Source organism: Micromonospora inaquosa (assembly GCF_003857055.1).
Taxonomy (GTDB): Bacteria; Actinomycetota; Actinomycetes; order Mycobacteriales; family Micromonosporaceae; genus Micromonospora; species Micromonospora inaquosa.
Genome location: NZ_QGSZ01000217.1, coordinates 82,012 through 94,653, shown reverse-complemented (window position 1 = coordinate 94,653; position 12,642 = coordinate 82,012). Strand labels below are relative to the sequence as shown.

At 68.6% G+C, this 12,642-nt stretch carries 10 protein-coding genes; 6 read left to right on the top strand and 4 right to left on the bottom strand.

The genetic code is table 11. The annotated features are described in order from the left end of the window. The first annotated feature begins 227 nt into the window (after positions 1-227). From DLJ59_RS17105 to DLJ59_RS17095, 3 genes are all read left to right on the top strand, one after another. A complete protein-coding gene (locus DLJ59_RS17105) occupies positions 228-1,274 on the top strand; it encodes an SMP-30/gluconolactonase/LRE family protein (RefSeq protein ID WP_124773635.1) in 1,047 nt (348 codons plus the stop codon). A 128-nt stretch (positions 1,275-1,402) separates the two neighbouring features. Beyond that, positions 1,403-2,083, top strand: a complete 681-nt coding sequence (locus DLJ59_RS17100; RefSeq protein ID WP_124773634.1) for a haloacid dehalogenase-like hydrolase — start codon at positions 1,403-1,405, stop codon at positions 2,081-2,083. Next, positions 2,080-2,940, top strand: coding sequence for an oxygenase MpaB family protein (locus tag DLJ59_RS17095; RefSeq protein WP_124773633.1), 861 nt, complete (start codon positions 2,080-2,082; stop codon positions 2,938-2,940). Before DLJ59_RS17100 ends, DLJ59_RS17095 begins: the two co-directional genes overlap by 4 nt. Positions 2,941-3,103: 163 nt before the next feature. On the opposite strand, the gene DLJ59_RS17090 is transcribed toward DLJ59_RS17095, so the two are convergent. From DLJ59_RS17090 to DLJ59_RS17075, 4 genes are read right to left on the bottom strand one after another with little or no spacing between them, the layout of a single operon-like run. Continuing rightward, on the bottom strand, positions 3,104-5,428 hold the full coding sequence (locus DLJ59_RS17090) for a beta-xylosidase/alpha-l-arabinosidase (protein ID WP_124773632.1): 2,325 nt from the start codon (positions 5,426-5,428) through the stop codon (positions 3,104-3,106). Between the two features lie 38 nt (positions 5,429-5,466). Beyond that, positions 5,467-6,333, bottom strand: coding sequence for a carbohydrate ABC transporter permease (locus tag DLJ59_RS17085; protein WP_124773631.1), 867 nt, complete (start codon positions 6,331-6,333; stop codon positions 5,467-5,469). Continuing rightward, positions 6,330-7,328: a carbohydrate ABC transporter permease gene (locus DLJ59_RS17080; RefSeq protein WP_124773630.1), complete on the bottom strand. Its 999-nt coding sequence runs from the start codon at positions 7,326-7,328 to the stop codon at positions 6,330-6,332. Before DLJ59_RS17080 ends, DLJ59_RS17085 begins: the two co-directional genes overlap by 4 nt. Then, positions 7,325-8,632: an ABC transporter substrate-binding protein gene (locus DLJ59_RS17075; protein WP_124773629.1), complete on the bottom strand. Its 1,308-nt coding sequence runs from the start codon at positions 8,630-8,632 to the stop codon at positions 7,325-7,327. Before DLJ59_RS17075 ends, DLJ59_RS17080 begins: the two co-directional genes overlap by 4 nt. A gap of 141 nt (positions 8,633-8,773) precedes the next feature. Here DLJ59_RS17075 and DLJ59_RS17070 point away from each other — a divergent pair, with 141 nt between their 5' ends. From DLJ59_RS17070 to DLJ59_RS17060, 3 genes are all read left to right on the top strand, one after another. Further along, positions 8,774-9,778 (top strand): LacI family DNA-binding transcriptional regulator, encoded by a 1,005-nt coding sequence (locus DLJ59_RS17070; protein ID WP_124773628.1) that lies wholly within the window; start codon positions 8,774-8,776, stop codon positions 9,776-9,778. Between the two features lie 110 nt (positions 9,779-9,888). Further along, on the top strand, positions 9,889-11,736 hold the full coding sequence (locus DLJ59_RS17065; RefSeq protein ID WP_124773627.1) for a glycoside hydrolase family 15 protein: 1,848 nt from the start codon (positions 9,889-9,891) through the stop codon (positions 11,734-11,736). 128 nt (positions 11,737-11,864) lie between these two features. Next, positions 11,865-12,419, top strand: a complete 555-nt coding sequence (locus tag DLJ59_RS17060) for a hypothetical protein (RefSeq protein ID WP_124773626.1) — start codon at positions 11,865-11,867, stop codon at positions 12,417-12,419. The last annotated feature ends 223 nt before the right edge of the window (positions 12,420-12,642 follow it).

Here is a 12,642-nt window from a genome sequence, read left to right as displayed (position 1 = left end):
CGGCAGGTGCCGCCCCGGAAGTATTTGTCGGCACCATTTCGCATTGACCAGCTTCTTTGTCGATCGCGCTGTGTTCGTGTCGGAATAAACGGCGAAAAACCGCTGCGGTCGGCTAGTTCATGACCTAGGCTCCCGAATACTCACGTCGACGGCCCGCCCTCACGCCGTGCCAGCCCCCGACCTTGCACGCCGGCCATCGCAACCCTCGACGACGATTGGAGTAGTCGATGACCTGGCGTCCCACCATTGCCACGCTGGCCGGCCTGTGCCTAGCGGTCAGCGCCACCACCTTTCCCGCCGGTGCTGCCGCCGACCCCGTGCAGGTCAGCGCTCACGCCGCGCTCGCCGCTCCGCCCGGCGCACCGCCCGGGGTCTGCCCGGCGGAGGCCAGTTACGGCCCACCGCTGCCGGCCAGCACCGTGTGGGCCCCGCGAATCCAGGGCGGGTTCTCCTTCCTCGAAGGGCCGGTCTGGGTCGCCGACGGCGGCTACCTGCTGATGTCCGACATGGCCGCCGGCACCGGACCGTACAACGTCCAGCCGTCGACGATCCGTCGGTTCACCCCTCCGGCGACCTTCGACACGTTCATCGCCGACGCCGGCAGCAACGGCCTGGCGCTCAGCGCCGACGCCCAGCAGCTCGTCGCGGCCACCCATGACCAGCGCAGCGTGTCCGCGTACCGACTCAGCGACCGGGCCCGCAGCACCGTCGCGGCCAACTACCAGGGCCGGGCGTTCAATTCGCCGAACGACGTCGCGGTCCGCTCGGACGGCGTCGTCTACTTCACCGACCCCAACTTCCAGCGCGGCAACCGCTCCGACCAGATGAACGGGCGTACCAGCGTCTTCCGCGTATCCGCCGGTCAGGTGTCGCTGGTGGACGACCGGTTGCGCCAACCCAACGGCATCTCGCTCTCACCGGACGGAACCGCGCTGTACGTCGGCGCCTACTCCGAGAACAAGATCTACAAGTACGCGGTCCAGCCCGACGGCAGCATCGGCGCCCGCAGCGTCTTCGTGAACTACATCGGCGGTCCGGACGGCGGCACGATCGACTGCGCCGGCAACGTGTACTGGACGTCGGGCAGGGACTCGTTGGTCCACGTCTACTCCCCCGCGGGCACCGAGCTCGGCACGATCCGGTCCGGAAACTCGGGCACGACCAACGTGGCGTTCGGCGGCCCCGACCGGCAGACCCTCTTCGTCACCTCGGGTCCGTGGGGCGACTCCGGGCTCTACAGCGTGCGGCTCAACATTCCCGGTTATCCGTACTGAGCACCACGGGCGGATTCACCGTCGATGTCCGGGGCGCCGAACCACGCCGCCGACTCCGACCGGCACTTTCGGCTCCCCGTACACTCGGCTGATGGTGAACCGCCCGTGGCACCGGGGTCGATAGTGCGATGGGAGCATCAGCCGACGGCACCGTGATCTTCGACTTTGACGGCGTCCTGCTGCGCGGGGACGCATTCGGGCTGTTCCTGCGACGCACCGCTTTCACCGGTGCCCGGCTGCCGCTCGCCGTCGTCCTGCTCGTTCTCCTCGCGCCCATCGCCGCCATTCCCGCCTGGCGTCCGTGGGCGGCGCGGTGGATGAGCCGGATCGGCTTGTGGGGCCGAAACGCCGACGAGTTGCAAGCAGCGCTCGAACGCTTCGGCACGGACCTCGGCGCAGAGCCGGGGCGGGTCATCGGGCCCGGTCTGCGCATGATCCGCACCCACCTCGCCGCAGGCGACCGGGTCATCGTGGTGACCGCGTGCGAGCACACCCTGGCGCGCGCGGTGCTCGACGGGATCGGCCTCGCCGGGGTCGAGCTCGTGGCGTCGCGCATTCACGGGCCGAAGCTGATCGTGCACAACCACGGGGCAGCCAAGATGGCCCAGCTCGCCGCCCACGGGGTGACACCACCGTGGCGGATGGCCTACAGCGACTCGCTGTCGGATCTCCCCATCCTCAGCGCCGCGGAGCAGCCAGTGCTGGTCAACGCGAAGGCGCGTCAGGTCACCCGGGCCCGGCGGTTGCTCGGCGCCCGGCTGACCACCGCCACCTGGACGAACCCACCCGCTGGAGACGCCCGCCGATGAGAGGCCGCTACGACAACCTGACCCGCACCCGTGCTCTCGATCCGCAGCGCGACTACCTGGACATCTACCAGACCATGCTGCGCCACGAGTTCCCGTGGGACATGAAGCTGGGGCTCAACCTCGCCTTCAACCGGTCCTTCTCCATCCCCGCCATCGCCACGGTGCACACCGCTACGGGCGAGCTGACCGAACGCACCCAGAAGCGGATCGACGACACCGGCCTGCTGATGTACGAGATGATTCTCAACGGCTTCGACCAGCCTCGGGGCCGCGACGCGTTGCGGCGCGTCAACCAGATCCACCGCCCGTACGACATCAGCAACGACGACTTCCGCTACGTCCTCGGCTGCCTGGTCGTGATTCCCATCCGCTGGTTGCAGGAGTACGGCTGGCGCCGGCCCTGCTGCCACGAACGGCACGCCACGTACCTGTTCTACCGGGAACTCGGCCGACGCATGGGCATCACCGACATCCCCGGGTCGTACGACGAGTTCGAGACCTGGTTCGACGCCCACGACGCGGCGCACCTGCAACCCAACGACGACGCGGCCGCCATCGAACGGGCCACCCGCATGCTGATGCTCACCCGGCTCCCCCGGATGCTCGCGCCGCTGGGAAACGCACTGGTCAGTGCCCTGTATGACGCACCGCTACGGCGCGCGACACGGGTCGACACGCCGGCCTGGCCGGTCCGGGCGGGGTTGCACCTGGCCTTGAAGACGCGCTCACTGTTGCAGCGGTGGTTCGGCGCACCGCGGGCGACGGCGTTGTTCGCCGACGGGATCCGGGCCAGGAGCTACCCCGACGGGTACGAGATCGGCCAGCTCGGGCCGCACCACGATCGGGCGCACGAATAGGTATCTCGGCGGAGCCAGCGAACAATCGACGCGGACCGCGCTGCTGGTCTCGGTGACGCGGCCGCATCAGCCCCGCGTTGAAAGCCGGACACCGCGGCCCTCGACCCATGCGGGTGGGGCCGGTCCGCCGACAGGTACCCGTGGACTGACGGCGGACCGGCTCTCAGCGGACGTTGGTGACGGTCCAGCGTGGGGAGGAGTTGGTGACCGGGACGGTGTCACCGACCAGCGTGGTCACCGCCTGGGTGTCCCGCTGCGCGCTGGTGCCGACCCAGAGTTCGACCTCGCCGGGCTCCACGACGCGGGTGTACGTGCGGTCGGAGAAGGCCAGGCGGGTGGTGGGGACGGTCAGCTCGACAGTGACGGACTGACCTGGTTCCAGGTGGACCCGCTGGTAGCCGAGCAGTTGCGCCAACGGCCGGGTCACCGAGGCGACCGGGTCGCGACCGTAGAGTTGGACCACGTCGTCGCAGGCGACCGCGCCGGTGTTCGTCACCCGCACGCTCACCTCGATCGCCCCGTCGGTGGGCACCGTGCTGGACACGGTGAGGTCGCTGTGCGCGAATGTCGTGTAGGACAGGCCGTGACCGAACGGCGCCACCGGCGTCGCCGGCAGGTTGGTCACCTCGCTGCCCGTACCGAGGGTGGGGTGCAGGTAGGAGTAGGGCTGCGCACCGGCCGGCCCGGGCAGGCTGACCGGCAGCCGGCCCGACGGGTTGACCCGCCCGGAGAGCACCCCCGCGATCGCCCCGGCGCCCTCCTCGCCCGGGAAGAACGTCTGCACCACCGCCGCGCAGCGCGTAAGCGCCCAGCCGACCGTGTACGGCCGTCCGGTGAGCAGCACGAGGACGACCGGCGTGCCGGTTGCGAGCACCGCCTCGACGAGTTCGCGTTGGACGCCCGGCAGCTCCAGATCGTCCCGGTCGCAACCCTCGCCGACCGTGCCGCGTCCGAAGAGGCCGGCGTTGTCGCCGACGACCAGGACGGCGACATCCGCGGCGGACGCCGCGGCGACAGCCTCGTCGAAGCCGGATCGGTCGTCGGTGTCCACGTCACAGCCGTGTGCCCAGGTGACGAGGTCGTCGCCGAACTCGACCCGCACGGCGTCGAGCACGGTCGGCACCTCGATGCCGGTCTCCACACCGGAATACTGGACGAGGACGTGGTTGAGGAATGAGTAGCACCCGAAGAGCGCGCCCTGCCGGTCGGCGTTCGGGCCGATGAGGGCCACCCGCCGACCCGCTGGCAGCGGCAGCGCGCCCTGGTTGGCGACCAGCACGATCGATTCCTCGGCGAGCCGGCGGGCGATCGACCGGTGCTCCGGCGAGTCGAGGTCGATCGTCTGGGGCGGCTCGTCGCTGAAGGTCGCGTCGAGCAGGCCCAGCTCCTGCTTCTGGCGCAGCACCCGCAGTACCGCGCGGTCGATGAGCGCCTCGTCGAGCTTGCCCGCCCGTACCGACTCCGGCAGGGTCAGATAGGCGTCGCCGGTCGGTAGCTCGACGTCGAGACCGGCCGTCAACGCCTGCCTGGCCGCCTCCGCGTGATCGCTCGCCACGTGGTGCAGCAGGTTGAGGAAAGCGACCCCGTAGTAGTCAGCCACCACCGTGCCGTCGAAGCCCCACTGGTCCCGCAGGATGCCGGTCAGCATCGTCGGGTCGGCGGCGACGGGCACTCCATCGATCTCGGTGTACGAGTGCATGACGCTGCGGGCGTCGCCGTCGATGATCGCCATCTCGAACGGGAGGAGCAGCACGTCGGCCAGTTCCCGGCGGCCGGCGTGCACCGGGCCGAAGTTGCGCCCGGCGCGCGAGGCGGAGTAGCCGGCGAAGTGCTTGAGGGTGGCGTGCACCCCCTGCGACTGCAGGCCCCGCACGTACGAGGTGCCGATGGTGCCGACCAGGTACGGGTCTTCGGCGATGCACTCGTCCACCCGACCCCAGCGGGGGTCACGGATCACGTCGAGCACCGGGGACAGCCCCTGGTGGATGCCGAGGCTCCGCATCGAGGCGCCGATCGCCGCGGCCATCTCGGTGACCAGTTCGGGGTCGAACGCGGCACCCCAGGCCAGCGGGGTGGGGAAGGTGGCGGCCTTCCACGCCGACAGCCCGGTGAGGCATTCCTCGTGGACGATCGCCGGGATGCCGAGCCGGGTCCCGTTGACCAGGTCCCGCTGGAACTTCCACAGCCAGGACGCGCGATCCGCCGGGTCCACTGGGCGGGTGCCGTAGGCGCGGGTGAGGTGACCGAGCCCGTGCCGGGAAAAGTCCTCGAGCTTGAAGACGTCGCCGAACTCCCCCTGCAACGGTGCGACCGCCTCGCCGTCCTCCTTCTGCCAGAAGCCGACGAGCTGGGCGATCTTTTCCTCGATCGTCATCCGGCCGAGGAGATCGCGTAGGCGTTCCCCGGCGTCGTGCCCGGCCTGTCGGCTGTGGTTCGGACCGGCCTGAGTCGGCACCGGTCCGTCCACCACCTCGTGGACCTCAGTCATGCTGTGCCTTTCCGTGGTTGTGCTCGTGCCGCTGCCGCTCAGCCCTTGACCGCACCTTGCAGGCCCCCGACGATCTGCTTCTCCGCGAGCGTGAAGAAGAGCAGTGCCGGCAGCATCGCCAGCGACGTGAAGGCGAGTACGCCCGCCGTGTCGGTGGTGTATTGGCTGGAGAAGTTCTGCACGCCCAGCGGCAGGGTGTGCAGGCTGACGTCGCTGAGGACGAGCAGCGGCAGCAGGAACGAGTTCCAGCTGGCCACGAACGCCAGGACGCCAACGGTGACGAGTGCGGGACGCGACAGCGGCATCGCGACGCGCCAGAGGAAACCGAGCCGACTCGCGCCGTCGATGGCGGCGGCGTCCTCCAACTCTCTCGGGATCGCCGAGAGGAAGGGCCGCAAAATCACGATCGTCAGCGGCAGTGAGAAGGCGACCTGCGGGAGGATCACCGCGTAGTAGGAGTTGATCAGATTCAGGTCACGCAGCATGAGGTAGAGCGGCAGGATCGCCGCCCCGGCCGGGAACAGCAGGCCGAGCGTGAAGAAGGTGTAGAGCCCCTCCCGCCCGCGGAAGCTGTAGCGGGCGAGCACGAACGCGGCGGCCAACCCGAGCACGACGACGGCGAGCGTGGTGCCCAGGGCGATGACCGCGCTGTTGAAGGCTTGCTGCCAGAAGTTGCTCTGGGTCAGCACCCTGGCGTAGTTGTCCCAGACGAGCGGGTTGGGCAGGCCGGCCGGGTCCGCGACGATCTGCGGGGTGGTGCGGAAACCGCCGATCACCACGTAGACGACCGGGGCGATCGACACGGCCGCGACCGCGAGCGCGATCGCGTAGGTGAGCGGCGTCCCCCAGGAGACCTGACGGCGCCCGGTGGACGGGGGCACAACGGTGTTCACGGCCATCGTCACTTCGCCCTTCCGGTGATGGCGCCATCGATGTCACGACGAAGCAGGAACCGCTGGAACAGCAGCGCCGCCACGAAGGAGATGACGAACAGGATTACCGCCACGGCGTTGCCGTAGCCCCAGAGCCGGGCGAAGAACCCGTTGTCCACCATGTAGGTCGCCATGGTGGCCGACGCGCCGAGGGACCGCACCGCGGGCACCGAGGTCACCCAGATCATGTCGAAGATCTGTAGTGAGCCGATCATGGACAGGAACATCCAGATCCGGATCGTCGGGCCGAGCAGCGGGATCGTGACGTGTCGTTGGATCTGCCACCAGCTCGCGCCGTCGATGGCCGCCGCCTCGGTCAGCTCGTCGGGCACGTTGGACAGCCCGGCGAGGAGAAGGATGATGGCGAAGCCGACGTACTTCCAGGTGAGGACGGCCAGCAGGGTCCAGATGACCAGGTCCAGGTCCGCGAGCCAGGCCTGCACCAGACTGCCCAGTCCCAGTGACCGCAGCAACGCGTCGACCGTGCCGCCGCCGGTCAGAAGCAGCTTCCACATGATGCCGACGGTGACCTCGGCGAGCACGTACGGCACGAACACCAGCAGGCGGAACACGGCGCGCCCACGGAAGCGACGGTTGAGCAGCAGGGCGACGCCCAGGGCGATCGGGCCCTGGATCAGCAGCGACCCAAACACGATGATGGCGTTGTTGCGCAACGCGTCGAGGAAGATCGGGTCCTGGAAGGCGAGGGTGTAGTTCCTCAGGCCGACGAACTCGGTGGGGGGCCCGACACCGCGCCACCGGAACAGGCTGTAGTAGACCGCGAAGCCCATCGGCACCAGCACGAACATCACGTAGATGAGGACGGCCGGCGTGGTGAGCCCGATGATCTCGTACCACTTGCGGCGGTTGTCGGCTCGACGGGCGGACGCGCGCCCAGCCTTGTGGGGGCCCGCCGGCGACGCGGAAGCGCCGCCGGCGGGCATACGGATCTGGTTGGCGGATGTCACTTGCTTGCGGCCGCCTTCATCGCCGAGACGACCTTCTCAGGCGTCCCGTTGCCGGCGAAGATCGCGACGACCGCGTCGTTCATCGCGGTGCCGACGGTGCTGCCGTAAGCCGTGTCCAGCCAGAGCTGGACGTAGCTCGCGCTGGAGGTGGACTCCAGGATGGACTTCAGCGCGGGGTCCTTCACGGCGGCGTCCGTACCCTTGACCACCGGCAGACCGGTGCCGGTTTCGGCGTAGCCCTGCTGCACCTCGGGGCTCAAGAGGTACTTGAGGAACTCGACGCACTCGGCCGGGGCGTTCTTGGAACAGGAGAACCCGTCGCCACCACCGAGGGCCGCCTTCGGGTCACCCGGGGAACCGGTGATCGCCGGCACCGGGAACCAGCCGAGGAACGAAGCGAGCTTGGCCTTGTCCGTGGCGACGGTGTCCAGCGTGCCGCGGTTCCAGTCGCCCATGAGCTCCATCGCGGCCTTGCCGTTGGCGAGCATGCCGTTGGCGCTGGTCGGGTCGTTCTGGCCCGGCGTGGCGATGAAGTTGTCCTGGAACGGCTTGGTGTCGATGAACGCCTTCAGGTCCTGGCCGGCCTTCACGAAGCACGGGTCGTCGAAGACCTTGTCCGTGGACGCCTTCTTGAGGGTGTCGACCGAGCAGGCGCGCAGCGCCATGTTGTACCACCAGTGCGCGGCCGGCCACTTGTCACCGGCGCCCACCGCGATCGGAACGACGTTGATCGCCTTGAGCTTGGCGACCGCGGCGTTGAGCTCCTCGAAGGTGGTCGGCGGCGCGGCGATGCCCACCTGGGCGAACATGTCCTTGTTGTACCAGAGGCCCTCGACGCCCATCCGGTACGGCAGGCCGTACTGCTTGCCCTTCACCTGCCAGATCTCCGCGGCGCTGCCGATGCTGGCGACCTCGGTCTTGACCTGGTCGGTGACATCCTTGAGGTAGTCGGCCTCCACCTGCTCGGTCATCTCGCCGCCGCCCCAGGTCATGAAGATGTCCGGCGGGTCATTGCTCAGCAGCGCGGCGGGGATCCTGGTGCGCTGGAGCTGATTGGTCTCGATCGCCTCAATCTCGATCTTGACCGTGGGGTGGAGTGCGGAGAAGTCCTTGGCGACCTTCTCCCAGTAGGTCTTGCCGGGCCCGTCCTGCGGGGCGTTGTGCCACCAGGTCAGGGTCACCGGGTCCTTGTACAGCTCGCCCTGAGGGGCTGCCTCTTCGTCGCCGCCGCTACAGCCGGCGACCACGAGAACACCTGTCATCAACAGTGCCAGGACGGCACTTCTACGCTGCTTCGTTGCCATCGATGTCTCCTCGACTAGTCAGTCGCGGTACTCGGCTTTGCGGCGAAGTTTTACAGCCATGTAACTTGGTGTCAATCGGTATCGATAACGTTTTCGAGTCGGTCCGACACACCCCCGGGCGACGGCCCTATCATCATCGACGTGGTGTTTCAGCAGCGCGTCAAGATGTCCGATGTCGCACGCACTGCCGGCGTCTCGGTCGCGACCGTATCGAAGGTCGTCAATGGCCGATACGGCGTTGCCCGGGCAACGGCGGAGCGCGTCCAGCAGGTCATCCACGAGCTCGGCTACGAGGCGAGCCTGGGGGCGCAGAGCCTGCGCAGCCACCGCACCAACGTGCTCGGCATCCTGGTAGCCGAGTTCGAGCCGTTCTCGACCGAGTTGCTCAAGGGGGCGTCCCAGGAGGTCGCGGGCAGCGGATACCAACTGCTGGCCTACTCCAGCGGAGACGGCGAGGGCGCCGCCGTGGGGTGGGAGCGGCGCTCGCTCGCCCGCCTCTCCGGCACCCTCATCGACGGCGCCGTGATCGTCACGCCGACCGTGGTCGAGACCGAAAACAGCTTTCACGTCGTGGCCGTCGACCCGCACACCGGGCCGTCCGACCTACCCACCGTCGACTCGGACAACTTCGCCGGCGCTGTGCTGGCGACCAACTACCTGCTCTCCCTCGGCCACACCCGGATCGGGCACATCAGCGGACGCTCCGACCTGAAGTCGGCGCAACTGCGCGAGGCCGGCTTTCGCAGTGCGATGGCCGAGGCCGGCGTGCCGGTGGACGAGCGGCTCGTCCGCGTCGGCGGGTTCCGGATCGAGAGCGCCGCCGGCACCGCCGCGGAGCTTCTCTCCCTCATCGACCGGCCGAGCGCGATCTTCGCGGGTAACGACCTCTCGGCGATCTCCACGATGACCGTGGCCCGCGACATGGGCCTGTGCGTGCCCAACGACCTGTCGGTGATCGGCTTCGACAACGTACCGGAGTCCGCGCTGGTCAACCCGCCGCTGACGACCATCATGCAGCCGCTGCAGCGGATGGGCGCGGAGGCGTTGCGTCTGCTCGTCGACCTCATCGCCGGCGTCGAACGCGACACCCACATCCGGCTCCCCACCGAACTGGTGATCCGCTCTTCCTGCCGCCCGCTCCGCTGACCCCGTAGGGGCCGGGCACGCGACAGGGTGGCAGAACGTGAATCTCACCTAAGTCGACAAATTCTCCCCCTAGGTTCGATGCGCAGGACGCAGCCGAACCGGGGAGAGACGTGGACAGCTATCCGGCGATCGAGGATCACGGGCTCATCGGCGATCTGCAGACCGCCGCGCTGGTGACGTGTGACGGGACCGTCGACTGGTTCTGCGCGCCGCGATTCGACTCGCCGAGCATCTTCGCCGCGCTGCTGGACAAGGAGAAGGGCGGCTACTTCCAGATCGCGCCGCACGACGTGCGGTACGTGACCAAGCAGCTCTACCTCCCCGGCACACCCATCCTGATCACCCGGTTCATCAGCGCCGACGGTGTGGCCGAGGTGATGGACTTCATGCCGGTCACGGGCGAGCGGGTCACCGACGCGCACCGCCTGGTCCGCCTCATCACCATGGTCCGAGGCAGCATGCGCTTCCGGGTGGAGTGCCGGCCACGGTTCAACTACGCCCGCGACGAGCATCAGTTGGAACGCCATCACAGCGGCTACGTCTTCCGCAGCCGGTCGGCGACGCTGACGTTCAACCCGGTCGACCCCGTGCGGCGGTTGATCTCCGAGCAGGGTGACATCCACCTTGAGGGCGGCGACCTGGTCGCGTACGGCACGCTGAACGAAGGTGACACCGGCGGGGTGGTCCTGGAGACGGGCGGTACCGAGCCACGCATCTTCCCACCGGAAGAGATCCAGGGCATGTTCGAGTGGACCCAGGACTACTGGCGGCGCTGGCTCGAACGCTCCCGCTACACCGGCCGCTGGCGGGAGATGGTCGAGCGCTCCGCCATCACGCTGAAACTCATGACGTACGCGCCGACCGGCGCGATGATCGCCGCGCCCACCGCCGCACTGCCCGAACTGGTCGGCGGAACCCGTAACTGGGACTACCGCTACACCTGGGTACGTGACACGTCCTTCTCCGTGCACGCGCTGCTCGGCCTCGGCTTCACCGAGGAGGTCAGCCGGTACATGAACTGGCTGGACGAACGGATCCGCGAGGCCGGCGACCACCAGGACCCCCTCAAGATCATGTACCGGGTGGACGGCTCCTCCGACCTGCACGAGGAGGTGCTGGACCATCTGGAGGGCTACCGCGGATCGCGGCCGGTGCGCATCGGCAACGGCGCGGCCGACCAACTCCAGCTCGACATCCACGGCGAGGCGCTCTACGCCATGCACCTCGCCGATGAGCAGGGCATCCGCGTCTCGCACCAGGTGTGGAAGAGCACCGTCCGGCTCGTCGACTGGCTCTGCCACAACTGGGACCAGCCCGACGCCGGCATCTGGGAGAGCCGCCATCACCCCCGCAACTACACCTTCGGCCGGGTGATGTCCTGGGTGGCGCTGGACCGGGCCATCCGGCTGGCCACCCGCACCGGCCGCCCTGGCGACATGGCCTGCTGGACCGAGCAGCGCAACCGGATCTACGACCAGGTCATGGCCCGCGGATACAACCGGGATCGCGGCACCTTCGTGCAGGCGTACGACGAGGCCGTGCTGGACGCGGCACTGCTCGCCATGCCGGCGGTCGGTTTCGTCACGCCGAGCGACCCACTGTGGCAGTCCACCCTGCAGGCGATCGAGCGAGAGCTGGTCTCCGACAGCCTGGTCCACCGGTACGACCCGGTCCACTCCCCCGACGGCCTCCCCGGCCACGAGGGCACCTTCAACATGTGCACCTTCTGGTATGTCGAGGCACTGGCCCGCGCCGGCCGCCTCGACGACGCCCGGCTCACCTTCGAGAAGATGTTCACCTTCAGCAACCACCTCGGCCTCTACGCCGAGGAGATCGCCGCGACCGGGGAGCAGATCGGCAACTATCCCCAGGCGTTCAGCCACCTCTCCCTGATCAACTCGGCGCTGACCCTCAACGACCTGCTCGACAGCGAGGCGGACGCCCGCCGCCGCCGGTAGCGCCGACCCGCTCCAGGCAGCCACCGCCGATGCGGAGCCCACGTCGGGAAGAGCTTGACGCACCCACGCCCATCGCGCATGGTCGATGCGCATCGACCATCTCGAATGTATTAACGCTGGGAGAACTGATGAAAGCCTTCGTCACCACCACCCTGGCTGCGGCCCTGCTGCTCCTGACCACGGGCAGCGCCTCCCACGGCCAGCCCGCGGCCGACCCGCCCTGCGGCGGACAGATCCACCCGAATCCGGGGTTCGAGCGCGGCACCACGGGCTGGACCGCCGGCCCCCGCATCGTCGTCTTCGGCAACGCGACCCGGCCCGCACACACCGGGCGCGCGTACGCCACCTTCGCCGGACTCGACGTGACGCGTGCCGACCTGCTGCGCACCACAGTCACCGTGCCGGCCAACTGCGACCTGACGGTCCGCTTCTGGGTGCGCACCATCACCACGGAGATCAGCCGCGGTGACTATCTGAACGTCGGACTGGCGGCCACCGGAATACCCCCGAAGACGAGGTTCTCGCTGGCCTTCGACGGCGGTGCGCAGTGGCGGCAGTACGCCATGTCGAGCGGAACCGCCACCACCGAACGCACCGCGACGGCCAGCTTCCTCGCCAGCGAGACGGCCGGCAACGGCGCCACCGCCTTCGACGTCGACGACGTGACCTTCACGTTGAGCTGACGGGAACCAGCGCTGGCTTGGTGCCTGGCTCCGGTCCGATTCCTGTGCCCGATGACCACCGCCGCGAGGTCGCCGGAAGCCAGCTCAAGGCCACAAGCAACCCCGGAACTGCAAGGCATTGAGATTCCGATCTCCGCCGGCGGATTCCCTGGGCGGTGAGGGAAACCGACTCTATGCTTGCCGCCGAACACGCCGCGGCTCATCCGGTCCACGGGTTACTTCG

Bases quoted from the DNA above. Each gene is read 5' to 3' on its own strand.
- DLJ59_RS17095 (WP_124773633.1), top strand. From the start codon at position 2,080: ATGAGAGGCCGCTACGACAACCTGACCCGCACCCGTGCTCTCGATCCG.
- DLJ59_RS17090 (WP_124773632.1), bottom strand. From the start codon at position 5,428: ATGACTGAGGTCCACGAGGTGGTGGACGGACCGGTGCCGACTCAGGCC.
- DLJ59_RS17060 (WP_124773626.1), top strand. From the start codon at position 11,865: ATGAAAGCCTTCGTCACCACCACCCTGGCTGCGGCCCTGCTGCTCCTG.
- DLJ59_RS17075 (WP_124773629.1), bottom strand. From the start codon at position 8,632: ATGGCAACGAAGCAGCGTAGAAGTGCCGTCCTGGCACTGTTGATGACA.
- DLJ59_RS17105 (WP_124773635.1), top strand. From the start codon at position 228: ATGACCTGGCGTCCCACCATTGCCACGCTGGCCGGCCTGTGCCTAGCG.
- DLJ59_RS17100 (WP_124773634.1), top strand. From the start codon at position 1,403: ATGGGAGCATCAGCCGACGGCACCGTGATCTTCGACTTTGACGGCGTC.